Origin of the sequence: Acidobacterium capsulatum ATCC 51196, assembly GCF_000022565.1 — a bacterium.
Taxonomy (GTDB): Bacteria; Acidobacteriota; Terriglobia; order Terriglobales; family Acidobacteriaceae; genus Acidobacterium; species Acidobacterium capsulatum.
This window is the reverse complement of the sequence record NC_012483.1, coordinates 2,908,560-2,934,365: the sequence shown is the minus strand read 5'-3', so window position 1 is coordinate 2,934,365 and position 25,806 is coordinate 2,908,560. Positions and strand designations below refer to the sequence as shown.

The 25,806-nt window shown below is 58.1% G+C and carries 15 protein-coding genes and 1 tRNA gene; 10 read left to right on the top strand and 6 right to left on the bottom strand.

The annotated features are described in order from the left end of the window. Positions 1-43 precede the first annotated feature (43 nt). Both ACP_RS12005 and ACP_RS12000 read right to left on the bottom strand, forming a co-directional pair. Positions 44-3,481: a TonB-dependent receptor gene (locus ACP_RS12005; protein ID WP_238525549.1), complete on the bottom strand. Its 3,438-nt coding sequence runs from the start codon at positions 3,479-3,481 to the stop codon at positions 44-46. A gap of 817 nt (positions 3,482-4,298) precedes the next feature. Further along, positions 4,299-4,478 (bottom strand): hypothetical protein, encoded by a 180-nt coding sequence (locus ACP_RS12000; protein ID WP_041839541.1) that lies wholly within the window; start codon positions 4,476-4,478, stop codon positions 4,299-4,301. A 416-nt stretch (positions 4,479-4,894) separates the two neighbouring features. On the opposite strand from ACP_RS12000, the gene ACP_RS17425 reads away from it, so the two are divergent. The 4 genes from ACP_RS17425 (at position 4,895) to ACP_RS11975 (ending at position 10,506) form a co-directional block, all read left to right on the top strand. Beyond that, complete coding sequence (locus ACP_RS17425; protein WP_052294798.1) at positions 4,895-7,279, top strand: cytochrome c oxidase assembly protein; 2,385 nt, start codon at positions 4,895-4,897, stop codon at positions 7,277-7,279. Next, positions 7,279-7,809, top strand: coding sequence for a hypothetical protein (locus ACP_RS11985; RefSeq protein WP_015897597.1), 531 nt, complete (start codon positions 7,279-7,281; stop codon positions 7,807-7,809). The genes ACP_RS17425 and ACP_RS11985 overlap by 1 nt, the downstream gene beginning before the upstream one ends. 270 nt (positions 7,810-8,079) lie before the next feature. After that, positions 8,080-9,450, top strand: a complete 1,371-nt coding sequence (locus ACP_RS11980) for a S10 family peptidase (protein ID WP_238525548.1) — start codon at positions 8,080-8,082, stop codon at positions 9,448-9,450. Between the two features lie 174 nt (positions 9,451-9,624). Beyond that, positions 9,625-10,506, top strand: a complete 882-nt coding sequence (locus ACP_RS11975) for an aldo/keto reductase (protein WP_015897595.1) — start codon at positions 9,625-9,627, stop codon at positions 10,504-10,506. 57 nt (positions 10,507-10,563) lie between these two features. Here ACP_RS11975 and ACP_RS11970 read toward each other — a convergent pair whose 3' ends face one another. Continuing rightward, the gene (locus ACP_RS11970) at positions 10,564-12,456 is read right to left on the bottom strand and encodes an alpha-amylase family glycosyl hydrolase (RefSeq protein ID WP_015897594.1); all 1,893 of its coding nucleotides are present in this window, start codon (positions 12,454-12,456) and stop codon (positions 10,564-10,566) included. Between the two features lie 110 nt (positions 12,457-12,566). Then, positions 12,567-15,968, bottom strand: a complete 3,402-nt coding sequence (locus ACP_RS11965) for a TonB-dependent receptor (RefSeq protein ID WP_015897593.1) — start codon at positions 15,966-15,968, stop codon at positions 12,567-12,569. A gap of 261 nt (positions 15,969-16,229) precedes the next feature. Between ACP_RS11965 and ACP_RS11960 the strand changes: the two genes are divergently transcribed. The 3 genes from ACP_RS11960 (at position 16,230) to ACP_RS11950 (ending at position 19,513) form a co-directional block, all read left to right on the top strand. Next, positions 16,230-16,805: a winged helix-turn-helix domain-containing protein gene (locus ACP_RS11960; protein ID WP_041839539.1), complete on the top strand. Its 576-nt coding sequence runs from the start codon at positions 16,230-16,232 to the stop codon at positions 16,803-16,805. After that, on the top strand, positions 16,775-18,442 hold the full coding sequence (locus tag ACP_RS11955) for a TolB-like translocation protein (RefSeq protein WP_015897592.1): 1,668 nt from the start codon (positions 16,775-16,777) through the stop codon (positions 18,440-18,442). Before ACP_RS11960 ends, ACP_RS11955 begins: the two co-directional genes overlap by 31 nt. Before the next feature lie 642 nt (positions 18,443-19,084). Further along, a complete protein-coding gene (locus ACP_RS11950) occupies positions 19,085-19,513 on the top strand; it encodes an OsmC family protein (protein WP_015897591.1) in 429 nt (142 codons plus the stop codon). Between the two features lie 76 nt (positions 19,514-19,589). Here the strand turns inward: ACP_RS11950 and ACP_RS11945 are convergent, their stop codons facing one another. Then, positions 19,590-21,386 (bottom strand): glycoside hydrolase family 13 protein, encoded by a 1,797-nt coding sequence (locus ACP_RS11945; RefSeq protein ID WP_015897590.1) that lies wholly within the window; start codon positions 21,384-21,386, stop codon positions 19,590-19,592. 268 nt (positions 21,387-21,654) lie between these two features. After that, positions 21,655-21,900, bottom strand: a complete 246-nt coding sequence (locus tag ACP_RS11940) for a hypothetical protein (RefSeq protein WP_015897589.1) — start codon at positions 21,898-21,900, stop codon at positions 21,655-21,657. Between the two features lie 147 nt (positions 21,901-22,047). Here ACP_RS11940 and ACP_RS11935 point away from each other — a divergent pair. The 3 genes from ACP_RS11935 to ACP_RS11925 all read left to right on the top strand — a co-directional run bounded on the left by ACP_RS11935 (position 22,048) and on the right by ACP_RS11925 (position 25,729). After that, positions 22,048-22,134, top strand: a tRNA-Leu gene (locus ACP_RS11935). A gap of 378 nt (positions 22,135-22,512) precedes the next feature. Continuing rightward, the gene (locus tag ACP_RS11930) at positions 22,513-23,871 is read left to right on the top strand and encodes an alginate export family protein (protein WP_169305972.1); all 1,359 of its coding nucleotides are present in this window, start codon (positions 22,513-22,515) and stop codon (positions 23,869-23,871) included. A gap of 163 nt (positions 23,872-24,034) precedes the next feature. Further along, positions 24,035-25,729: a trehalase family glycosidase gene (locus tag ACP_RS11925; protein ID WP_015897587.1), complete on the top strand. Its 1,695-nt coding sequence runs from the start codon at positions 24,035-24,037 to the stop codon at positions 25,727-25,729. Positions 25,730-25,806 lie beyond the last annotated feature (77 nt).

The window sequence follows — 25,806 nt, the reverse complement described above, 5'->3', positions numbered from 1 at the left end:
CGGCAGCAATGGATCTGCCGTGCCGGAGGAAAGGACTGGGGGATTAGAACAGTAGTTTCAGTCCAAGCTGCAGCACACGAGGATCGTAGGTATTGGTGACCTGACTGAAGTTCGGGTCATGGCTGCCGGTATCAATCGAGTTCCATTCCGTGTGGTTGAAAGTGTTGAAGCTCTCTGCCCGGAACTGGAGATGAGGTCCAGTTGGATTGGCGGTAAATGGGAAGGTTTTGAAGATGGAGATGTTCCAGTTGAAGAGCCCGGGACCGGTGATGGTGTCCTTACGGGCATCGCCAAAGCCCTGATTGTTATTGGCGCTGGAAACCCAGGGTGCAACCGGATCCGCAAAGGCCTTGGCGTTAAACCACTCCTGCTGCGTCTTCGGAAAGGTGACATTCCCCACGATGTTCGGGCGATTGGTGGTGCTGCCGCCCAGTCCAAGCGTGTCTGGACCGTTGTAGTAGACATTCACCGGCGAGCCGCTTTGCGCCACAGTTACACCAGAGACGACCCATCCACTGAGCAGAGTGCGCGCAAGTACATTGTGCGAATGCATGTAGAAGGGCAGGTCATAGATGTAGTTTGCGTTGAAAATATTGCGGCGGTCGAAGTTGCCTGATCCGCGATCGTACTTATAGCTATAAGGATCGGAAATGTCGCCACCGGAACCGGCCAGCGTCTGGGTGGTGAGGTCGGCACTCTGGATATCGATCTCATGCGACCATGTGTAGGCGAGTTGCAACGTCAGGCCATGCCATTTCTCCATGCGCACTGAGGCCTGCAACGAGTTGTAGTCCGCGTTGACCGCGTTTTCTTCCAGGCGAATGTTGCTATATCCCAGGTAAGGGCGATACAGGTTTGCATTCGATGGAATGTTGGGGCACGGCAGCGCTCCCGCCGAAGGCGGAGCCGAGTTCGCGCAGCCGGTCGCTACCTCTTCGCGCTGGCTGATCGCGTTGAGCGGCAGATCGTTGATCTCGCGCAGATCGTCCTGATTCCAACTGGTGGAACCGACGTAGCCGAGATAGAAGATCGCCGAAGGCGCCAGCTGGTGCTGAATGCCAAGGCTGTACTGAGCCGTACCCGGATGCGGGTAGTAGTAGTTCATGGCCGTCAGCCCTGCCGGACCGAGCGGAACCGAGGCACGCTGGCCAGTATCCGCGCTGACGTTAGGATCAGAGAAATAAACGTCAGAGACACTGGGCGCATAGGCAAACGGCGGCGTGGTGGATAGGTTGTAAATATCATTGCCCTGCACACGCTCGTAGAAGATGCCGGCGCCACCACGCAGGATGGTGCGGCCATCGCCAGAAGCGTCATAGGCAAAACCGATGCGAGGCTGCAGCGTGTAAAAGTCATTCTTGACCAGTCCACGCGGAGCACCATTTTTGCCTGCCTGCTCAATTCCGTTGAGATAAAAAGGCTCGTTGTTAATGATCTGGACGCCCGGACCATTGGGGTTCAGATTGCCGGTGTTGGGATCGGGACTCTGCGCATCGGCTGCCTTATAGTCAGCCGGCACAAAGTTTGCGACCTGATTGTTCTTCTCATAGGTTTGCGGCATGATGTCATCGCGCAAGCCGAGTTGCAGCGAAAGCCGCGGCGTGATGTGCCAGTTGTCCATTGCATAGAACGAATACGTATTTGAGATCCAGTGATCGGTACGCTGCTGCTGCAGTTGATCGTAGGTGCTCGCAAATCCCAGCAGGAAGTTGATATAGGCGTCGCCCGAGTACTTGGAACCATCGAAGCCGTAGTCGCCTTGGGTATCAGCCTGCAGCTGCTGGTTCTTGTCCTCGCGCATGTACGAGAAGCCAAACTTGAAAGCGTGCTTGCCGCGCGTGATCGAGAGATCGTCACGAATCTGATAGTTCAGATACGAGTTATGCCAGGGCCAGTAAATGGCCGTGTAGGTGGTGTTGATGGGACCGCCGCTGAAAGCAATCTGCGGCAAGCGGTTTTCCGCGTTGTTACCCGTGAAAAAGCTCTTCGCGCTCCAGCCCGAGGGCTGCTGATAAATGCCGGCCGGCTGCACGTTGATCTTGTTGCCGTTCACATAAAGGCCCGTCTCGTTGAGCACCGTCGGAGAGAGCGCCTGTGTGAGGCGCACGGCTGCCGCCCAGGAGGGATTGGAGAAGATATCGCCTACCGTGGAGTAGCTGTCTCCACTCCACTGCGTGGGAAAGATGGTCTGGGTCATCGAGTCGTGAATCCAGCTCCCCATCAGCTTGTACTTCGAGCCGATGTTCTGATCAATGCGCACGACATCTTCCCGCACGTTGGTCGGCTGCTTGGGCGAAGCAATGTACTGATTATTGGGCGCGTTGGGCTTAGGAATCGCGCCAGTCCCCATGAACGCCACGGCATTCGGATCGAGGAGGTTGGCAGGAATGGTGTTATTTGGGAATGGCTGGCCGGGAACGAGGCCATCCTGGGTGTAGAGCGCCAGCTTGGCTGGGTCGCTGGTCTGAGGCACCACCGGCACTGGACCATTGAACGGCGTGTAGGTGAAAGGCTGGCCCGCCGTCGGGAAATCGTTGGAAGGAATCGTATTGGTCGCCGTCGGGTTGGCTCCCTGCACAAAGCGACGCCACTCTTCGTTCACGAAAAAGAATGTCTTGTTCTTGTGAGTGTTGTAAACGTGCGGAATCCAGACTGGGCCGCCGATGTTCCCGCCGAAGATATTCAGGCGAAGTTCGGGACTCGCCTGATGATTCTTCTTGGCAAAGTAGTAGCCGGCATCGAGCGCGTCATTGCGATTGAACTCCCACACGCCGCCGTGAAACTTGCGCGTGCCGCTCTTCAGCTCGACCAGGATCGTTCCACCGGAAGAGAGACCATAGTCTGGCGGGTAATTGCTGCTGAGTACCTGAAACTCCGAAATCGCATCAGGAGAAGGCAGCACGTCAATTTTGCCCCCCGAACCGCGGTCATACACTTCACCGCCGTCGATCAGGTAGTTGTTGTGATCAGGGCGCATGCCGTTGAAGCTGATAGTGGCTGTGCTGGTCTGCGCCGCCACTCCGTTGAATGAGGGCAGATTACCCGAAACGCCCGTGCCCAGCGTGGTGAGGCTGGTGATGTTGCGGCCATTGGTGGCAATCTGGTTTACCTGTGCGCCGCTGATGAGCGTGCTGATCTCGTTGCTCTGCGACTGTACCTGCAAGGCATTGGCGCGCACAGTGACAGTCTGGCTGCTGGAGCCGAGTTGCAGTGCGACATTCTCCTGCACGGTGGCGGCAACGTCTAGAACTACGCCCGATGTTTTATAAGTCGCAAAGCCTTTGGCCGTGACGACCAGCGTATACGTTCCATTGGAAAGACCGGGCAGCGTGTAGAGGCCCGAACTGTTGCTCACGGTGCTCTGTGAGCTGCCACTGGCATCATTGGTGGCGGTGATTTTGGCGCCGGGAATCACTGCGCCGCTCGGATCGGTGACCGTGCCGGTGATTTCGGCGGTGGCCTGAGCATAGACGGTAGTCACTGACAACAGGACAGCAATTAACAACGCGAATGCGTATCTTGCAGTTCTTTGCATGTAACCTTTCTCCTTGAAAAATCCTGTGGTGGCCTGTCAGTGCGCAATGCACCGATCGCGTGCGGCTCTGTGACCGCATCGCCCTGCAGGCATGGTCTTGCGTTGTCGCACCCAACGCGCTTTGCGCGCCAAATGCGATAAGTCGTACCAGGTTGTGATATCTCGCGCCTTAGTATTCGCGTCTTCTCTGAGTGGAAGACTCGTATTTCCTGTTTCGCCCTCCAAGACAGAAGATGACCGGAAGATGCCGGGCTTCTACTCTCAGCAGGCGTTCGCAGCAGGGGACGATCAGACAGAACCATCTCAGGTACAAAGCGCCTAACGAGATTCTGCTGAAACGTTTCAGTTCATGCCTTCAGACAGGACAAAAACTGATGCGGGCAACATTAAGCACGCTGTGAATTTGCATTGTCAAGAGGGGCGAAAGGAGGAAACGGGTGCCGCGGAAAGCCCCGGCATCGCTTCATGACTCTAACTTCATGATTCAGAAAGGATTTACTTATCCGTCAACAAATGGATTCCGGATAAAAAGAATTTATCGCGGAAGTTATAGAAAACGGTTTCTTTAGCGGACGCGCCACCGCCAGGGGCTTATACATTCCTCAGGACATCGACTGGCATCTTTGCCAAGCAGCCGGTCGGCGCTCCGCATATGCATCCGAATCATCCCTGCGAAACAGAGTAAAAATGAAAAGAGCGAGCTGGGAACCAGCTCGCTCTCGGGGCTTCGCGGTCTGGAGTCACGCTGGCCGCCACATGCCGCTCAGGCTACGCGCTCGCTTGAGGCATCTTCCTGCTGGAACCGCATCCTTTCGCGCTCCTCTGCCGCAGACCGGACAGCGCGCCGGACGTGCTCGGTCTGCCGCACACTCTGCCGCTGATTCTCCGCGAGCCGCTGGGCCACATTGCGAAAGTCTGCCTGGAAAGAATAGGTCGTGATCATGAATTGCCTCCTTTTTTTATGGTTTGTGAGAAAGAAATCGTGCGCCAACGCAAAAGCCCCGGCGCTGAGGGCCGGGGCTTCGCAAACTCTTGTAAGAAGAATCAGAGTGCGAGTGGGCTCCAGCCTGTGACAAAAACAAGTGCATGCATGGCACCGGATTGATTTCCGAGGGCCGACATTGGCTTTCGGTATGTCACGTGAAGCTGCATGAATGCTCGCTCTGCGAAGTCCGTCGAAGGACAGCGTCTATCCAAGTATACCGCACCTCGGTTGCCATATGAATTTCATAGCGCACCAAGCGACGATCTGCCGCACCAGGTCGCGCAGGAAGCAGGCGATCCGCAGCGGTATCCTAAGAAGTGCAAGCTCCCAGATGATCACCGTCTCCCGAGCCGCGCTACGGATGTGGAACCCTCGTGCCCGATAACCTGACTCAAGCCATCCTTCAATCGTGGACCATCCCGCTGGCCCCTACCATCGGCGTGATGGTGGCCGCCATTGTCTACCTGCGCGGGTGGCGGATGGCCCGCGTGACCCGCCCCACGGAGTTGCCGGTGTGGCGCATGGCCTCCTTTATGGCTGGGCTGGCTTCGTTCTGGCTGGCGCTGGCGTCTCCACTGGACGCACTGGATCAGTTTCTGCTGGTCGCGCACATGACACAGCACCTTATCCTCATGTCAGTGGCGCCGCCGCTCATTGTGCTGGGCGCGCCCGTGGTGCCCCTGCTGCGCGGACTGCCCCGCGCGCTGGTGCGCGATGATCTGTCCGCATGGATGAACTCCAAGGCCTTCCACGGTGTGCAGGCGGTGGTGACGCACCCTGTCTTCGGATGGCTGGCCATGAACATCTCATTTCTGCTCTGGCATGTACCCGCGGCGTACGATCTGGCGCTGCGCAACAACACCGTGCACGAACTGGAGCACGCCAGCTTCTTCTTTTTTGCGCTGCCCTTCTGGTGGTTTGTGCTTCAACCCTGGCCAAGCCGTTACCGCTGGTCGCGCTGGATGATTTTGCCATATTTAATGACGGCTGATGTTGTGAATACGGCCCTCTCGGGCTATCTGGTTTTCGGCGGCAGCGTCATCTATTCGACCTATCGGAATGCGCCGCGCATCTTTGGCATCTCGGCGCAAATGGACCAAACGGCGGCGGGAGCCGAGATGTGGGTGATTGGCTCATTTATCTTCTGGATTCCGTTGATGGTCATCGTATTGCAGTTGCTCTCGCCACGCAGGCAGCGCATACGCCAGGCAATCCAGCGCGCGGCAGCGATACGCCACAAAGTTAAGATGCCGCCGGCATTTGACTTGCTCCAGATGCCACCTGTAGGCCGAATCTTGCGCGCGCGATTTGGCCGCGCCGGATTGCAGAGTCTCACCCTGTTGCTGATTGCTGCCATTATTCTCGACGGCGCACGCGGCACACCGGTAGCCATGCTGAATCTTGGCGGTTCCGTGCTTTGGAACATTTTGCGGCCCTTGAATCTGCTGCTCTTTTTCGTCGCCGGCAACCTCTTCTGCATGGCCTGTCCCTTTACGCTGCCGCGGGAACTGGCCCGTTTCTTTGGTCTGGGTAAGCTGCGCTGGCCCGCGTGGCTCAAAAACAAATGGCCCGCGACGATCCTGCTGCTGGTCTTTTTCTGGGCCTATGAACACTTCGCACTTTGGAACTCGCCGCGTGATACCGCGATAGTGCTGCTCGGCTATGTGCTGGCGGTCTTTGCAATTGATTCCATCTTTCGCGGGGCAAATTTTTGCAAGTACGTTTGCCCGATCGGCCAGTTCAATTTTGTCTCATCGCTGGTTTCGCCGCTTGATCTGGGCGTGAAAAGCCAGTCCACCTGTTCGAGTTGCTCCACGCGGGATTGCATTCGTGGCAATGAAGCGCAGCGAGGCTGCGAGCTGCAGCTTTATCTGCCGATGAAGCAAGGCAACATGGACTGCACACTCTGCATGGACTGCGTGAAAGCCTGCCCGCACGACAATATTGCGCTGCGTGTGTTGCCGCCGGTGCGCGATCTGGTCAACGATCCACGGCGCTCATCCCTGCGCCGATTCTCGCGGCGGTTTGATGTCGCGGTGATGGTGTTGCTGCTGGCGATCTCTTCGATCTTCAATGCGGGAGTGATGATTGCGCCGGTGGTGGATCGCCTCTCAGACTTCGAGGCAGCGCACCCTTTCTTCGCCTCGGGAGTTGGTTCTCTTGCCGTCGCAGCATCCATCTTTCTCGTGTTGCTGGCCGCGAGTTGGACATTTGCCAAAGCGCTGCAGATCTTCTCCACCGAGAAGAGTGTTCGCACCGTCTTCTGCCGCTTCGCACTGGCTCTGCTGCCGCTGGGGCTTGCGATGTGGGCGGCTCACCTGCTGTTTCATATGGCCACCGCAACTTCTTCTTTCATGCCAACTCTCACCCATGCATGGCATGCTCTGACAGGCGGAGCGCACCCGCATGCCATGAGCGCAATGGCCGGCATGCAGGGGATGAGCCAAATGGGCAATATGCCCGGCATGAACATGGACATGAGCGGCATGGGCGCGATGACGATGGTGAGCAAGCCCATCCAGCTCATGCTGATTCCGGGGGCGGAAGGGCTGAATCTCTTTCACCTGCAAATCTGGATGCTCGATCTAGGGTTGCTGTTTACGCTTTATGCCGGATGGCGCCTGGTGCGACAGATGGCCTCCTCAGCCCGCAATGCCGTCGCCATGCTGACTTTATGGGCGCTCAGTAGCGGACTCTTCTATGCCATCTGCATCTGGATATACACCCAGCCGATGGAGATGCGTGGGATGGGCATGTGATGAAACGATATCTGCTTCTGCTGCTGATGCTTTTTGTTTCCGTGCATGCCTGGGCCGATGGCGGACGGCTGCAATTTCGCAAACCGGCCGGGCCGTTTGTCGTAACGCTGTTCACCACGCCTGATCCGCTCACGCCGGGCCGCGCGGACTTCAGCGTGGTGGTAGAAAGGCCCGGAGTACAAGGCATCGTCAGCGATGCCCGCGTCACATTTGTGCTGACCCCGGCAGATGGGCAGGGCGAGCCGATTACCCTGCAAGCCACGCATGGACAGGCCACCACGCGGTTTCTTGAGGCGGCCAATTTCTCTCTGCCGAAGCAGGGGTTGTGGCGTATTGCGATTCATGTAAGCCAGGGTGCCGAGAGCGGCGTTTGCACCGGCGAGTTTCGCGTTGCCCCGCCGAACCTGATTACCAATGAAGTCGCATGGCAGATCGCCATTGTGCCGATCATGATGCTGCTTTTTCTGTTACATCAGTGGCGCAAGCGGACTGTAGCCGCGCAACGGCGGCGAAGCATTCCCACGACCTGATATGCATCCGCTCCAAGCCTGATTCAAGTTCGCTCCTGTTCCTTTTCCGCCGGTTCCTTTATCGTGAATTCCATGCGAAATCCTCTAACGACCTCCGCTCGCCCCTGGGCTGCGTTGGGCTGTGCCTCTCTCTGCCTTCTATTCTGCTCTGCTGCTCTGCCCGCTCATGCGCAGAAAAAGCATCATGAAGACAAGAGCACGAGCTCGCCTGCCAAGCCCGCGCCTTCGGCCGCTAAACCGGCTGACACTGACACCAGCAAATGGCCGTCATTGCCGGCGGATAAGAGCGTTCCGCAATCCATGGTGCTCAACGGCAGCACACTGCATTACACCGTCACGGTGGGCAAGATTCCCGTGCGCGATGAAAACGGCAAAGTTGCCGGGGAAGTGGTCTACACCGCTTACACGGTGCCAGGAAAGAACCGCCCTGTTACGTTTGCTGTGAATGGCGGCCCTGGCGCCTCGTCGGTCTTTCTGAACTTCGGCGCCATCGGGCCCAAGCACCTAGAAGGCATCGGCAACAAGGGGGACAGCGCATCGGGCCCCATCACGATGACCGACAATCAGGGCACGTGGCTCGGCTTCAGCGATCTGGTTTTCATTGACCCCATCGGCACGGGCTTCAGCCGGTCGCTGGTCTCGGATGCAGAAACCCGCAAGCTCTTCTACAACACTGACCCTGATATCGCTTACCTGTCGCGCGTCATCTATACCTGGCTGGTCGATAACGGTCGCATGACCTCGCCCAAGTATGTCATCGGCGAGAGCTACGGCGGCTTCCGCGGACCGCGCATCACCTATTACCTGCAGTCGCGGCTGGGAGTGGGCGTCAACGGTCTCGTGCTGGTTTCGCCCTACCTGAACCCGAGCATCGAGCGCTTCGGCGATGTCTCCCCGATTCCGTGGATGGTAACACTACCGCCCATTGTTGCCGCGCACCTGGAGAGGGAAGGCAAGCTGACACCCGAAGCCATGCAGTCGGTCATTGCGTATGACGAAGGTCCGTATGCTTCGGCTCTTATTACTGGCAACGCGGATCCTTCCGCGGAGCAGGCCATGATCCAGAAGGTGACGCAGATGACCGGCCTCGACCCCACCTATGTGAAGGAATCGGGCGGCCGCTTTAACACGGAGTCCTACCTGCGCGAAGCGTGGCGGGAGCAGGGCAAGATCGGCTCGATCTACGACTCTAATGTAACCATGACAGATCCTTTTCCGTGGTCTCCTGACCAGCGCGCCAACGATCCGATTCTGGCCAGCATCATTGCGCCCACCACCGAGGCTATGGTGAACTTTGTGACGCAAACCGTCGGCTGGAAGGACGACGCGCCGTACCACACGCTCTCCTACAAGGTGAACGAGGAGTGGAATCGCGACAACGACCTGCGCAACGGCTCAGTGGAGCAACTGCGCGATGCCGTCGCCGCCGATCCGGGCCTGCATGTGTTCATCGGGCATGGGTGGAACGATCTCTCCTGCCCGTTCATGGGCTCGGTGCTGAGCGTGAATGAGATGCCCAACGCGCTGCGTGACCGCATCGAAATTCACGAGTTCCCGGGCGGACACATGTTCTACACCCGCGAGGCAAGCCGCGTCGCCTTCCAGAAGGCGGTCGAGGCCGACATCTTCAACAAGCACTAGAAACCGTGGGCGCCCATCCTTTGGCAGCAGCTATGCCAGGGATGGGCTCACCATCCCGCCCTTCTGCGCAAAAGGCACCCCATCTCTCCCAGCCAGCCGCAGCTAGCCAGATACACAATCCCCAGCCACAAAATAGCTCTTCGCAAGTTCCAGCGCATCTAATTGCGTATGGACATGATCAATACCCCTGCGGCAAAAAGCGGAACATTCCTATTAGGCGGCGACCTGGAAATTCACCGGCTCGGTTACGGCGCAATGCGCATCACCGGCGAGGGAATCTGGGGCGAGCCCAAGGATGCAGACACGGCGAAGAAGGTTCTGAGACGCGCTATTGAGCTGGGCGTGAACTTCATTGATACAGCGGATGCCTATGGCCCGGAAGTGAGCGAACGCCTGATTGGCGAGGCTTTGCGGCCTTACCCAAAAGAACTGGTGATCGCGACCAAGGGCGGGCTCACGCGCACAGGGCCAAACCAGTGGCACCCCGTCGGCAGGCCGGAATACCTGCGCCAATGCGTCGAGATGAGCCTGCGGCGGCTCAAGGTCGAGCGCATTGATCTCTGGCAACTGCATCGCATTGATCCCAAGGTGCCGGTAGAAGAATCGCTGGGCGCGATCAAAGACATGCAGAAGGAAGGCAAGATTCGGCACGTTGGGCTGTCTGAAGTCGACGCAAAAGAGATTGAGCAGGCGCAGAAAGTGCTTCCTATCGTGAGCGTGCAGAATATGTACAACCTGAGCGAACGCAAGCATGAAGCGACGCTCAACTACTGCGAGCAGCACGGGCTTGGCTTCATTCCGTGGTTTCCAGTCGCGGCAGGCAAGCTGGCCCAAAAGGGCGGTATGCTGCAGCACGCCGCAGAGTTGCACCAGATGACGGTAGCGCAGCTTTCGCTGGCCTGGCTTCTGCACCGATCCAAGGTGGTTCTTCCCATTCCTGGCACCTCATCAGTGCAGCATCTGGAAGAGAATGTAGCGGCGGCTCAATTTGAATTGCGTGCCGATGAGTGGCAGGCCATTGAAGACGAGGCCCAAGGCAAGATAAAGACCCGGTAAGGAAAAGTGAGGGGCGGAAAATCCGCCCCTCACTTTGTTATTGCTGCATTTCTTGTATCAACGCACCGTGTAAATTGCCATCTGCTTCGGCGCGAGGGTGAGCGTGAGATTTCCTTCGCGCTGCGATGCCGGAACATTTGTACCTGCTTCCGGCACAAATATACTGCAGCCCGCCAGCGCTGTATTTTTTGAAGCGATGGAAATCACCTTCGCCTTGGACCCGTCATTGATCGCGACCAGCACGCGGTCCGAATGTCCGGCGATGCAGCCGTGCGAAATATCGCGGGCACGCAGGTAGACGAACGAAGTCGCATCATATTCAATATCTTGCTGGCCGCCGTCTCCAAAGACGGCGTTAGTATCACGGAAGTGCAGCAGGCCGGCGACCCAGTCATGCACCTCATTCTCCTTAGGTGTGCGTCCCGCGCGTGTGAAGGCGTCACGTTTGCCACCCGGGAACCCTCCGGGGAAATCATGACGATTGTTCGGGTCGTCGCCGCCTTTCATCGCCAGTTCGTCCCCGTAGTAAATTTCCGGCATTCCACGCATGGTGAGCACGATGCCATAAGCAAGCTTGAGATCAGCGACCGTCATGCCGGGCAGACTCATGAAGCGCATCGTGTCGTGATTGCCAAAGAATGGCACCAGGCGATTGGGATGCGGATAGAGCCAGTCCTTGCCCCAGACGCTTTCCAGGTAGGACATGGGCTTCTGATGCGTCAACACGGCGCGCAGGGCAAAGTAAGTAGGAAAGTCAAAGGGCGTATACAGATGCGTATCGATGCCGTCATGAGCAACTCCGCCTGCAAAGTAGGAGACGATGGTTGGGTCGGGATTGAAGACCTCACCCACCTCGGTCACACGCGGAAAGACCTGGTGAATCTCTCCGTTGAAGTGCTGCCAGAAGGCGCGCCCCACATAAGGAAAAGTGTCGATGCGCAGACCATCAAGACCGCCGGTTTCAATCCACCAGAGCGCATTCTGCGTGAGATATTGCGAAACGAGCGGGTTCTCCTGGTTCAGATCGGGCAGCACATTCGCAAACCAGCCCTCGGTAATGTCTTTGCGCTGCGCCCAATCGGAATGAGGGTCGGTGATGGCCTCGAAATTGGATTTCGCTTCGTCGTGATGCGCCACGGTCCCGTGAAACCAACCCGGCGCGGGTGGATCAAGCGCCCACGGATTCGCGGCTCCAACATGATTTGGCACCGTGTCGAGCACAAATTTCATGCCGTCTGCGTGGACAGCGGAGACGAGGTTCTCAAAATCCCGAATGCTTCCAAAATGCGGGTCCGGCTTATACATGTTGGTCGCGCTGTAGCCGTGATAGTCCTGCTGGCCGCCGGAATTGTCGTAGGCGGGGGTAATCCAGATAGTCGTAATGCCCAACTGCTTCAGGTAATTCAGATGGTCCTGAATGCCCTTGAAATCGCCGCCATGCCATCCACGCGGCAGCGCGAGTTGCGAGGGATGCGGATCGTTGCTGAGATCGCCGTCGGCAAAGCGATCCGTCATGATGAGATACATCGTGTCCGCAGCCGAGAAGCCCTGAAATCCATCACTGGCGGGCTTGCGCTTGCCGAGCACGAATGGAAATGAGGTTTCGCCCTGCGCCGATGAAACCTTTAGCTGCAGGGTCTGAGGGGCGTTGTTCTGATCGGCCAGCCATACGAAGGCATAGTGTCCGTTCGCGGAAAAATGCGTGCGCCTGATGGAGACATCGCGCCCCTGCACTGTGATGTGGGTGTCTTTCAGGTTGCGGCCATAGAGCAGCAACATGGGCGCGGGCATGTGCGTCCACCAGTTTGGCGGATCCAGCCGGTATACGCATGGCGCCGCATTCGCCGGCGCTGCCTCGCATACCTTTTGAGCCTGCAACTGGGCCTGAGCCGCGAGGCCGAGGCCCGCGAAAAGAACTGCAAGAGATACTGCTCTCAAAAAATAAGACATGACTTCCCTTTTGTCCGTTCGTGCGAACGGCTGCTGACTCATCGTGTCCAGAAGAAAAGACGCGCCACGACAGGGATACTATCGTGGCGCATGGAGGAAGCACGACAACTTTAGAAGACGAAGCGAGCCGCGAGCTGAATTTCACGCTGCGAATCCAGCTCGGTGTCTGTTACCTTGCCGAAATTTGCATCGTTGTAATTGCTGATCGGGTTGGTGAACTGCGGCGTGTTGGTTACGTTGAATGCGTCGCCATGCAACTGCAACACATAGCGGCTGGTGAACGGAATGTCCTTCTCAAGCGAGACGTCTGCCGAACGCTGACCCGGCCCGTAGACCTGATTGCGCGCCAACGTGCCCACCCGCGTGAAGACATTCTGTCCATTGGCCTGTGTGCTGGGAGCCTGAGTGAACGGAGCCGTATTGAACCAGAGACCGCTGATGCTCTTGGGATAAGTGATCGGCCCTGTTACATCTGGCGTATCGGCAGTGGCAAAGTTTGACACTGAGAGATCAAACGGATTACCGCTGGCGATATGGCCAATCACATTGAGCTGCCATCCACCGATGATGAGATTGACCGGATAGCTGGCATGCCCGAAGAAGCGCTGGCCGCGTCCAAAAGGCAGACTGTAAAGGATCGAGGATGTGAAGACATTCCGTTGATCCTGGTTGGAATTGCCGTAGCTGGCCTGAGGATTGTAGTAGAGCGCAATCGTTCCGGGCTGGTCGTCCATGGTGTGCGACCAGGCATAGGAGCCGGTCACCACCAGATCTCTGCCCTGGCGATGCTCAAAGTGCAACTGCAGGCCGTTGTAGTCCGAGCTTCCGTTGTAGTTGTTGTAGGTGATGGTGCCAAACTGCGGGAAGTTCTGCAGGCCGGTTCCGAAATGGTAGAGATTGTAGTTGTAGTACTCGGAGAGATGATCGGCCTTGTTGCCCACATAGGCAAGATCGACCACGTCGTACTTGCCGAACTGCTGCTCAAGCTGCAGGTTCCATTCCTGGATTCCCTGATTCTTGTTGTGAATGTTCACAGCCAGCGTGCTGAGGCCCGTGGGCGGATTCGCCGGATTGAAGTTCGGGAATCCGGGAGCCGGCAGTGGCGTCGTCTGCGTCGCAGCCGCCTGGCAGCCATAAGCCGTGCCGGGAGTCGGCGTCTGACCGGTGAAGGTCACGCAGTAGCCGTGCTGCGCGTCATAGGCGACGCTGCCGCCGAAGGGCACCTGCTGGCCAAGCTGGTTGCCGATGCCGCCATAGTTGGGGAAGTAATAGATACCGTAGCCGCCGCGCAGCACGCGGGTGCCGTTACCGTTCATGTCCCACGCAAAGCCGATGCGCGGTGCAAAGTCACCATAGTTGTTCGCCATGATGGAGCGGCGCACACCGTTCTTGCCGGCCAGCAGAACCTGGCCATAGGTGTTGCTGTTGGGGTTGACGTCAAACGACGCCATGCGGTTGTGGGTTTCATAGGGCCACGGCATCAGATCATAGCGAACGCCCAGGTTGAGGGTCAGCCGCTGGGTCACGCGCCAGTCGTCCTGCGCAAAAAAGCCATCTTCATAGGAGATGTTGCTGTAATAGCCGCTCTGCGCGCCGATGGTGTAGTTGTCAGTGAAGCCGATCAGCATTTCCGCGGTCGGAAAGCCGGTAAAGTCGCCGTTGCCGAAGTTGAAGTAGCCCTTGCCGGCAATGGGACGGAAGTACTCAAGATTGCGAAGGATGCCGGTCGCACCAAACTTGAAGGAGTGGTGGCCATGCTCCCAGTCCACACTGTCGCTGGCTTCAATGGTGTTTTGCGGCACGGCATACAGGCCGTAGTCGCCGGTGTAGTCGATGCCCGCGTTGCCGCCAATGAGCGCTCCACCGCTGGTTTCCTGGTTGCGGTTGGCATTTACGATTCCCAGCTTGGCTGAGAGTGCATCGCCATAAAACGGCGGCTGGTAGCCATAGTTGTCGCGGTTATAGCCGATGAGCAACTCGTTGACCAGCGACGGGGTAAAGGTATGCGTGTAACCCAGCGCCCACGAGCGCGCATGCAGAAAGGTGGAGCCGGTACCGAAGCCCGAGGGCAGCGTGCCGAGTTCCGGCGTCTTGGTAAACGCGGAGTTGTCATAGCTGAAGCGCAGGAACGCCACATCCTTGGGCGTCGCGTCATAATCAAGGCGAACGTCAAAGGTGTTGTAGTGCGTGAACTGCTGCTCATGCGCCAGAAAGTTGTTGATGACGCCCGGGCGCTGCGGCGCGGGATAGGCGTTGAAGTAATTCACCGCCGCCTGGTTCTCGGCAATGCCGGCTGCGGCAATGTTGTTATTCGGAATCGGCTGGCAGGTCTGAGGATCGTAGAGCTGCCCGTTGTTCATCTTCTGAAAGTCTGCAGGCGACACGCCCTGATGGATCAGACAGTAAGGCTCAGTGAATTGCTTGACCACGTCGGGGTTGTTGAGCAGCTCGCCAAAGTCACCCTGCCGCATACGAGCCGTGGGCACCGTGAGGTAGTAAGGGTTGATGGGCTGCACTTCGCGGAAAGCCTGATAGTCGCCAAAACCGAAGAGCTTGTTCTTGATGAAGGGCCCGCCGATGGAGAAGCCGGGCTGGTTGCGGTTGAATGAGGGATTCGGGCTCGCCGGAGCTCCAAGAAAGCGGTAGCTCGGGTTCGCATCAAACTTTGCGCTGCGATAAAACCAGAAGGCCGAGCCGTGATACTGGTTGGTTCCGCTCTTGATCGACGAAGACACAATCGCGCCGCCAGCTCGTCCGTACTCCGCCGGGGCGACGCTGGTATCCACCTTGAACTCGTCGGTCGCGTCAATATTCGGGAAGATCACAATCGTGTTGAAGAGCGAATCGTTGTCATCCAGACCATCGAGCAGGTAATTGTCTGCCGTCGGATCAAGACCATTGACCGACAGGGCAGCGCCACCGCTCTCGTTGTTGCGGAAGCTCTCGGTGTTGTCACTCACACCGCTCTGCCCATTGCCATAGGAGCCGCGGGTCACACCCGGAGTCAGCAGCGCCAGACCGGTGAAATTGCGGCCATTCAGCGGAAGGTGAGTGACCTGCTTGCCGCGGATGGTGTCTCCAATGGTGCCGTTGGAGGTGTTCACCAGCGGGGCGGCGGCGGTGACCTGCACCGTCGTGCTCACCGTGCCCGGCTGCAGCTTGAAGATCAGAGTCTGCGTCGTGGTGACCTGCACTGCAAAGCTGGTGCTCTGGCTCTGGAAGCCGGGTGCGGTCACATCCGCCTTGTAGTTGCCACGGGGCACGGCGAAGATGCGGAATTCGCCCGACGCATTCGACGTGGAATGAAAGGTCAGGCCGGTGTCGCTGTTCGTGACGGTGATGGCCGCATTTGGAATGACGGCGCCGGTCTGGTCCGTCACTGTTCCGACGATGCTGCCGTCATCTGACTGCGCATAGGCGCCGGCGGCGGACAGGGCCGTGAAGAGAATCAGCAGCAGAAAGGTCATCCAACCCTTCCGGCTGCCAGCGTTCTTCTTATCGTGAGATTTCATGTTGCCTCCCAAAAAACAACTTGCACATGCGCTCATGCCCATACAGGGTCGTGGAGCATCATGCCAACGCGAACTAGACATGCCTGCTGCAACGATGGGCAATACACAGCGCATCCATTTTACATCAAACGTTGATCACCGAATAAGCCCTTTGGATTCAATCAAGTGAAGTCAGATTTAACCGACAATGAATGCTCCTTTACTGATTGACCGGGCCTTTCAGAAGGAGTAGAACTAGGAGTCCTGTATAGAAATCTGCTCATGAGCACCCCTTTGGAATCTCCTCCTCACCCGGTTCGCAAGCTGAGGTTCGGCCTGTTTGAGGCAGACCTGAGCACAGGCGAGCTGCGCAAATCGGGAATCCGAATTCGCATTCAGGCTCAACCATTTCGAGTGTTGAGTTTCTTACTGGAAAGGCCCGGTGAGGTTGTCACCCGCGAAGAGATCCAGCAGCGGCTGTGGGGCTCCGACACCATTGTGGATTTCGACCACAGTCTGGGAACCGCCATCAATAAATTGCGCGAGGCGCTGGGAGACTCAGCGGATAATCCACGCTTCATAGAAACGCTGGCGCGGCGTGGATACCGCTTTCTGGCTCCAGTCACGCAGGTGCATGAGCATGAGGAGACTCCGGGGGAGCCGGCCGCCAGAACGAACATGGAAGAGCCCTCTGCGGTTGCAATTCCCGAATCCGGCCCCAAAAGCTCGATATCATCCAAGCACCCTCTCAGCCGCGCGTGGACTTGGACGGCGGCATCGCTCGCCGCGATGGCCCTGGGCGCGATCTGCTTCCTGGCCGGGGGTATGTGCATGACCATTCTCCGCAGCCACCCCTGATTCGGCAGATCACATTTTCAGGGCGCGTTTCGCCAAGCGATCCTCTATTCGAAAGCTTTGGCCCTACCGCGACCGACGGTTCGCGGCTCTACTTTCCGGAGATTGAGGAGGGGCGCGCGGTCCTGGCCCAGGCGCTCATCGCCGACGGAGAGACGAGCACGATTCCCTTGCCGCAGGAGATCGCGGCTCCTTATATCAGCGATATTTCCCGCGATGGATCAAGTCTGCTGCTGCGCGACCATCTCGCCGCCAGGGCCGAGCAGCCCCTCTGGATTGTGCCGACGATCGGCGGCGGAGCCAGGCAGGTTCCGGGTATCCTGGCGCACGATGCCACATGGATGCCGGATGGGCAGCGCATCCTGTATGCCAGCGGCGACAATTTATATATCGCGCAATTGAACGGCTCGGATGTTCAGAAGTTTGCCTCGCTACCGGGACGCGCCTTCTGGCTGCGGTGGTCGCCCGACGGCAAAGAACTGCGGTTCACGCTGCTGAACAGTGAGACGCACAGCTCCCGCTTGTGGTCGATTCGCGCCAATGGAAATGATGCCCACCTGCTGCTCGCCGACGACGACGGCTCAGAGTGTTGCGGAAGCTGGACGGCGGATGGCAGGGACTACGTCTTTCAAAAGAACGCCAGCGAGGGCTCGAACATCTGGGTGCTGCCCAGCCGGAGCGGTTGGTTCTGGCGGAACCGGCAACCGTACCCGCTGACAAACGGTCCCCTCAACTACCAGTCGCCCATCACGGACACGACAGGGCGCCGAGTCTTCTTTATCGGGCTCAATCTGCGCTCAGAACTTCTGCAATACGATGCCTCGTCGCAGCTCTTTATTCCGTATGCCGGGGGCATCAGCAACGCGAGCCGGGTAGCATTCTCACGAGATGGGGAATGGGTCGCCTGGTTTCGGCAGGACGATGGCTCACTCTGGCGCAGCCGCCGGAACGGCACCGAACGGCTGCAGTTGAGCAGCGGACCGTTGGACGTCTTTATGATGCAGTGGTCGCCAGACGATAAAAAGCTGATCCTGATGGCCCGGGAACCGGGCAAGCGATGGACGATCTACACGCTTGATGCCGACGGCGGCCCTCTTCGCGTCGTCTATCCTGAAAACCGCAGCCAGGCTGACCCCAACTGGTCCCCTGATGGCAAGCAGATCGTCTTTGGAAGGCTTCCCGACCTGATGGCCGAGGCCTCGATGCCGAAGGCCATCTATATCTATGACCTGGCCAGTCATCACCTGAGCAAGTTGCCGGGCTCCGAGGGGCTCTTCAGCCCGCGCTGGTCCCCGGATGGGCGCTACATTGCCGCACTCTCTATCGACCAGACCCGGCTCATGCTGTACGACCTGAAAACACACCTCTGGAAGACACTCGCGCAGCAGAGCGTGGCCGATCCGGCATGGGCGCATGGCGCGCCCGCCATTTACTTTCATGACTTTGTGCAGCCGGGCCAGCCGCTCTATCGGGTGGATGTGAAGGCGGGTGCTATCCAGAAGATTGCCGACCTGCGCGACCTGCGCGCCGCCGACGCCGTGGACTATCGCTTTGCCGGGCTCACACCCGAGAATGTTCCCCTGGTGGATGCACGCACTTCCGCAGCAAACATGTACACCATGAAACTACCTGAAAACTGATAAAGATCTACTTGTCAGACGAGCTATGGGAATGGGAGGCGTGAACCCCATCCTTATGCCTGAGCCAGACCTTCATGGCAAACGAAATCCCGGCGTAGGTGCGTTCCTGGCACCGGCGGCAGCGCAAAGGAAGCTGAAACGCCAGAAGGTGCGACAGATCATTCGCCCTCAAATGAGAGGGGCGAAAGTCAGAGAAGTAGCACATGGGGCAAAGCTTCACGGCAAACACACTCGATATTAGGGAGGACTGGAACTTGCTTGAAACAAATCTAACTCAAGAAGATTTATTTGGATGGAAAATTAGTGAACATTAGGAGTCAGTTATCTTTTGGCTCCACCTCTCACCTAGTAGTAATCCGCACAGCTCAAATAGTAACCACACTTCCCGCACACTAGTTTGCATCGGTACCCATGCAGCCGACTGGAACAGTTGGGACAAAAAACCGAATGATGAGGAGCTCCAGCATCCCGAGGGGCCCCCTCGGACGGAGAACTGATTTTTGCTTCCACAGTCTGGCTCGCAGAGGAGGCCGCATGGGCATCGTTTCGCATCGTATTCCCTGAACAGTTATGATGAGGCTATTGCCGGGCAGGAAGCCTTGGAAAGCTCATCCCCACCCAAAACTTGAAAAAGGAGTCACTATGGAGCGCACAGCGAGCGCAGTTTGGCATGGCAGCCTGAAGGAAGGCAAGGGAGCCATCACGACGCAAAGCGGAGTGCTGGGAGACACGCAGTATTCATTTTCAACCCGTTTTGAACATGGAACCGGCACTAACCCGGAAGAATTGATTGCGGCCGCCCACGCCGGCTGTTTCACCATGGCGCTGAGCGCACAGCTCGGCAACGCCAACCTGACGCCAGAGTCACTGGAAACGACGGCTGCCGTGAAGTTTGAGAAGACCGAGCAGGGCTTCACGATTACGGCAATCCGTCTGACCACGCGTGCCAAGGTACCCGGCGCCAACCAGGCTGCCTTTGAGACAGCCGCACAGAATGCCAAGAATGGCTGTCCCATCTCGCGGCTCTTCCAGGGGAATACTGAGATCACTCTCGACGCCAAGCTGGTCTAGTAGCTGCAGTATTCTGCAAGAGAGAAAGCCCCGGAGTGCAGATGCGCTCCGGGGCTTTTCCTTTTACCCGTGTCCTTTACTCCACCTGCCCGATGTATACCCCAAACGGACCAAGATGCACCGCGTCCAGCGACTGAACCTCGGCGTCGTGAGGGGTCGCCATGAGCGTGCGAAGTCCCGCTCCGGAAACACCTTGCGGCTTGAGGTCAAATCGAATGGTCTGCGGCTGAGCCGTGAAGTTGCACGCCACCACCACGGCCTGCCCCTGCGACGTCTTGCGCAGCCAGGAGAGCACGCTATCGTTGCTGGTGTTCAGCATGATCTCCTGCCCATCGCGCAAGGCAGGATTGGCGTGCTTGAGCGCGATGAGCTGCTTATACCAGGCCAGCAGAGAATCTGGTTGCCGCGACTCCACCGCGACATTAACCGTCTTATAGCTCGGCGGAATCGGCAGCCAGGTCTTCACGCCTGCTGGTGAGAAGCCTGCATTAGGGCCGCTGTTCCACTGCATAGGGGTGCGTTCGCCGTCGCGGCCCTTGTTCTTGGGCCAGCCACGAAGCCCAACCGGGTCGCGTACCTCGGCCCGGGTCTTCGGCGGGGTGGTCACCATGCCGATTTCGTCGCCGTAATACATCAGCGCGGAATCTCGGGAAGCAAAGAGAATTGCCGCGAGCAGCCGGGCTATATTCTCGCGCTGCACCGGATCGGTGACACCCGCCGCCGTGGCATAGCGCTCCCAGCGTACGTTGTCATGATTGTCAAAGACAAAGAGCGGCTCATCGCCGTCGAGCTTCGTCTCCGCTTCATTGATTCGGGCGCGGAACTCCTTCACGTCCAGCTTGTTGATGAAGCCTACCTGCATGTCCATGGGGAGTTGCAGTTCGTCATTGTTTGCCCCATACATGGCGCGCAAATCTTTGATCGAGCTGAGATAGGTTTCCCCAATCAGCAGGACATTGCGGTGATAGCTATCGGCCACCTGGCGCAACTGGCGCAGCACGTCATGCACCTGCGGCAGGTTGTTGGTAAGCGAGTCGTCCAGCTCCACTTCCCCGAAGGCGTCGATTTGCGGCTTGCCATTCGGCCCCAGGATGGGCTTTTCATTACGCAGCTTGGGATCCTCAAAGAGCGTCGTGATGGCATCCAGACGAAAGCCTGCGACACCGTGACGAATCCAGAAGCGCGCCACGTCATACATCGCCTTGCGCACCTGCGGATTGTTCCAGTTCAGGTCAGGCTGCTGAATATAAAACTTGTGGTAGTAGAACTGCTTGGTTTTCGGGTCGTACTGCCAGGCCGAGCCGCCAAAATCGGACTGCCAATTGTTAGGTGGCAACAGCTTTCCATTCGGTCCCTTGCGGCCGTTCCGCCAGATGTACCAGTCGCGCTTGGGGTTCGTCCGCGAACTCTCCGACTCGAGGAACCACGGATGCTTGTCTGAAGTATGGTTCAGAACCAGATCCATGATGACGCCGATATGGTGCTTTTTGGCTTCGCGCACTAGGCGGTCAAAGTCGGCCATGGTGCCGTAGCGCGGATCGATATGGTAGTAGTTCGAAATGTCATAGCCGAAGTCAACCTGCGGCGAATCATAGATGGGCGTCAGCCAGATGGCATTCACGCCCAGCGACTGCAGATATCCCAGTCGCTGGGTGATGCCGTTCAGGTCGCCGACGCCGTCGCCGTTCGAGTCCTGAAAGCTGCGCGGGTAGACCTCGTAGATGACAGCGTTCTTCCACCACGGGGCACCGGTGGCGCTAGTGGCATGTGGTGTTGCGGATGAATGCGGAGAAGATGGCAGGGCCTGCAGACGCGCAGACGCAAGACACAGGATGGCCAGCGCGCAAATGGCGCCAAGCACTCGATGTTTCATCGGTCACTCCCAAATCAAAATGGTGTACTGCTGTGTTTTGTCGTGCTGCAATTTGTCCGCTTATGATTGCGGTTCCTGGCAGCAACGGTATCACAGCGAGTGGGCACCTGGCAGAGGGATGACGGAATGGCCGGGAGTATGCGGCGCAACAGCCTGCAACTGGTCTCATAAAGACGTGGCTGCCGATTGTGGACGGTGTGAGCCCCGCCGCCGAAGCGGGGCTCATGCTCCCTATTGGATCTAAAAATCTACCTATATGAGACCGGTTCTAGCAGTGGCGGCGAAGATACTCTCTCAACTGCTGATTGATGCCGGCAGCCTGCTGCACGCCTTTGTCGAGCATCTCGTGCCACTGTCGGCCGTTCTCATCGAGCGGCTGCGTACCGAGCAGGTAGCTGGTTTGCAGAATCACCTCGAGCGCGTTGCTCAAGTCATGGGCAAGGTGGCGGATTTGCTGAGCATGCTCAGACGGAATGGCGCTGAGCGACGTGGAAGATGGCGTATTTTCGCGCATGAGAAGACGAATTCCAGGCAGAAGATGGATACTGCAAAGATAATGGGATGCAGCCGGATGGACTTGGGTTTGACAGCCATGCAGACCTTTGTAACACTAGGTTTACTGCCTGTTCGGCCGCTCTGGCCGAACGGATGATCCACAAAAGCCGAAGTGGCGGAATTGGCAGACGCGCATGGTTCAGGTCCATGTACTCGCAAGGGTGTGGAGGTTCGAGTCCTCTCTTCGGCACCAACGGAACAGCTTCTGAAGCTCCAGCGAACCGAAAGGTTCGCTTTTTCCGTCTTTGGCCAAAATCCAGAGAACTCCGCGGAAGCCCTCGATGCCGGTGCTGGTCTCATCCATACACGGCTGTTGATCGCGGAGAGTGTGAGACCTGCATAGAAGCGAGCTCACGCTCCCTGCCGGAGCTGGCAATCTCTATCCGAGACCAGGTCCGGAATCCGCATCGAGCCAGCCATCCGGAGCCCCATAGCTTCCGTACCTGATATTTTCGGCTCCATCCCCCCGTAGCATGAGCCATCCGGGCCCCTTTCACTTCCGATTCAACTCCACGCCTTCAGCGAACGATAAATGCTGAGCAGCTTTCTTTTCGTGGAGTGCAGATCGACAATGATTCGTAATATCAAGCAGTTGTGCTGTATGACAGCCATCGTGGGCATGGTCACCGTTCCCGCCCTGAACGGACAGCCGCTTCACAGCCATTCCCCACGCGCTATTCCCCCGAAATCCGCGCCCTTTCAACCTCTCAAGTGGGATATGTTGCCCCCGTGGATGACGCTGCAGATGGAACTGCGCGGCCGCACCGAAGACCAGACCGCGTATAACTACATCTCGGGCAATGGCCGCGTTTATGAGCTGACCCGCGTGCGCGGCTCGGTGACGATGCGTCCTGCCTCATGGTTCACCGGCTACGTGCAGTTTCACGACACGCATGCTCTGGGCCTGCCCCTGCATGAAGTTGCCGCCAACATGCGCGATACCTTTGACTTTCGTCAGGGCTATGCCAACTTCCACTACAGGGCGGCGCAACTGATCGTGGGCCGCCAATTGCTCATCTTTGGCGATCAGCGAGTCGTGGGCATCAGCAACTGGACCAACAACAGCCGCTCCTGGGATGGTGCCGATCTTCGCATTGGCAAGAAGAATCGCATCGATCTCTTCACCACTTCGGTGGTGACGGTTCATCCCACCAGTCTGGACACACACGGCGCGGGACTGACCTTTCACGGCGTCGAAGGCAACATCAACACGCTCGTGCGCGGAACATCGCTGCAGCCCTTTGTGCTGATTCGGCGAGAGCCGCTGGTCACCAGCCAGCAGAAAATCAAAGGGGCGGAAAACGAGGTGACGCCGGGCATCTACTTCTCTTCAAAGCTGCCTTATCATTTCGACGCTTCGGGAACCGGCGACTTCCAGCGCGGCAGCTACTCCAACGATTCCATTCACGCCGGCGCGGCCATTATCCGCGGCGGGTACACCCTGGCACGCTCTTCCTGGGCGCCGCATCTGGTGCTCGAATACAAATACGCGACCGGCAACTCGCATCGCAACCCCGACCGCATCAGCACCTACGACCAACAGTACCCCAGCAACCACAACGCCTTTGGACTGACTGATCTCTTCGGGTTCCGCAACATCAAGGAACGCCGCGCAAGTCTTTCGCTGCTACCCATGCGTTCTGCGTTTGTTCTGTTGCAGGCCGAGTCCCTGCATGTCGCCTCGGTCATGGACGACGTATACTCCGGAAGCGGCAGCGCATCCGTAAAGCCGCCCATGATGGGTTTTGCCAGTGACGATATCGGAACCGAGTTCGACGCCTCAGGCCGGTACCTTTTCAAGAAGCACTTTCTGCTGCAGGCCGGGCAGGGACACTTCTTCCCCGGCGCTCTGATGACCCACAATCAGCATGGCGCTCCGCTCACGCTTATGTACTTTCAGGTCGGATATCGCTACAGCGTGCATCACTAGATCCCACTCCGGCGTGCATCTCAAGACAGCGAGCCTGCGGGCTCGCTTCTTTTTTCGCGAAGCAGGCGAATGCGCCGGCTGGCCCTTCGCGGTTGCAATTTCTTAGACTGGTTGCGGGCGGCACACAACTCCGCAATCAAAGGCCCCATAAGGGGGGAACGACATGAAAGGTTCGACGCTCAAGCTGACTCGCTGCTTGAGACATCCATTCCGATCTCTTGCTCTGCTCCTGTGCCTGCTCGGTCCGGTCGCGCACGCGGGTGCGCGGTCTTCCCTAAGTCCGCATGCCGTTGCCGGGCCTCAGCCCATCGACGCCTATATTCACACGGCCTGGAGCACGCTCACCCGCTCCATGAGCGATTGCAAGTCGGTCGCAGACCCAAAGCTGAAAAGCACTCCCGTCCTCTACCTGCCGCGCGACCTCGCCGTGCCGGCCAATGTCGCCGCCATGCAAAAGCAGTGTCACGTGCGCGTGCTGCGGCTGCCCATCGTCATCACGCACTTTGATCAGATCAGGGAATCACAGATCGCCACTCCCGGCCTGCTCTATCTGCCGCATCCCTACGTAGTGCCTGGCGGCCGCTTCAATGAAATGTATGGATGGGACAGCTTCTTCATCCTCAAAGGACTGCTCGACGATCACCACATTGCGCTGGCGCGCGGTATCGTCGAAAACTTCTTCTTTGAAATTGCCCACTACGGCGGCATTCTCAACGCTAACCGGACCTACTACTTCACCCGCTCGCAACCGCCGTTTCTCTCCTCGATGATTCGCGCCATCTACGCCGCAGAAGTCGCCGAGGGCCATACTCAAGCAGCGCACGCATGGCTGGTCGAGGCATACCCCTACGCGGTGCGCGATCATGCGTTGTGGATGAGCCCCATTCATCAGGCAGGCAACACGGGCCTGGCCCGCTACTTTGATACCGGTCAGGGGCCGGTGCCGGAGATGGCCGATGACAGCACCTATTACCAGGACGTGATTCGCTGGCTGCTCGCGCACCCCGGCCTGCACACAGGCTATCTGATGCATGGTTCCCCGCATCTCGACGCGGCCGCACGCGAGCGGCTGGCGCAATTAAGCTGTGATCCCACACTCTCAAAAGTCTGCGCGCGCGCGCATGTGCACGGCTACTGGCTGACGCGCAGCTTTTACAAGGGCGACCGCGCCATGCGGGAGTCCGGCTTTGACACAACCTTTCGCTTTGGCCCCTTCAGTGGATCGACCCAGCACTTCGCCCCCGTCGGACTGAACGCCCTGCTCTACAAATATGAGCGCGACCTGGCCTGGATGGCCGCACAACTGGGCAAGCCGGGCGAAGCCGCGAAGTGGAATTCCGAAGCAGAGACGCGCCGCGCAGAGATGAATCACTACCTCTGGAACGCGCAGAAGAAGATGTATTTCGATTACAACTTCGAGACACACCGGCAATCGAGCTACGCCTTCATCACGACGTTCTATCCGCTATGGGCAGGCGCGGCAGACAAAGCGCAGCAGCAGGGCGTCATCGCGTCACTACCTCTCTTCGAGCATCCCGGCGGCCTGGCCATCAGCAATCACGACTCAGGCGTGCAGTGGGATTTACCCTACGGATGGGCGCCCACCGAATGGATGGCCGTGCAAGGTCTGCTGCGCGCTGACGACCAGCACGATGCCCGCCGCATCGCCTCCGAGTTCAATCGCACCGTGCGCACGACCTACCAGCACGACCATGCCATCTATGAGAAGTACGATGTCGTCAACCGCAGCAACGACTTTCGCGTCACTGCCGGCTACACCCAAAACGTAGTGGGCTTCGGGTGGACCAACGCCGTCTATCTGGAGTTTCAATCGCTGCTGGCCCACCCTGGGCAGTGAGCCAGCAGCGAAGCCAACGCAAACAGACAAGCAAATAGAAGACTTTCCCGGCTGTCTATACCTTGGGACGCATCTCA

Coding starts and splice junctions, on each gene's coding strand:
- ACP_RS12000 (WP_041839541.1), bottom strand. CDS start 4,478: ATGATCACGACCTATTCTTTCCAGGCAGACTTTCGCAATGTGGCCCAG.
- ACP_RS11985 (WP_015897597.1), top strand. CDS start 7,279: ATGAAACGATATCTGCTTCTGCTGCTGATGCTTTTTGTTTCCGTGCAT.
- ACP_RS11975 (WP_015897595.1), top strand. CDS start 9,625: ATGATCAATACCCCTGCGGCAAAAAGCGGAACATTCCTATTAGGCGGC.
- ACP_RS11970 (WP_015897594.1), bottom strand. CDS start 12,456: ATGTCTTATTTTTTGAGAGCAGTATCTCTTGCAGTTCTTTTCGCGGGC.
- ACP_RS11965 (WP_015897593.1), bottom strand. CDS start 15,968: ATGAAATCTCACGATAAGAAGAACGCTGGCAGCCGGAAGGGTTGGATG.
- ACP_RS11960 (WP_041839539.1), top strand. CDS start 16,230: ATGAGCACCCCTTTGGAATCTCCTCCTCACCCGGTTCGCAAGCTGAGG.
- ACP_RS11950 (WP_015897591.1), top strand. CDS start 19,085: ATGGAGCGCACAGCGAGCGCAGTTTGGCATGGCAGCCTGAAGGAAGGC.
- ACP_RS11945 (WP_015897590.1), bottom strand. CDS start 21,386: ATGAAACATCGAGTGCTTGGCGCCATTTGCGCGCTGGCCATCCTGTGT.
- ACP_RS11940 (WP_015897589.1), bottom strand. CDS start 21,900: ATGCGCGAAAATACGCCATCTTCCACGTCGCTCAGCGCCATTCCGTCT.
- ACP_RS11930 (WP_169305972.1), top strand. CDS start 22,513: ATGATTCGTAATATCAAGCAGTTGTGCTGTATGACAGCCATCGTGGGC.
- ACP_RS11925 (WP_015897587.1), top strand. CDS start 24,035: ATGAAAGGTTCGACGCTCAAGCTGACTCGCTGCTTGAGACATCCATTC.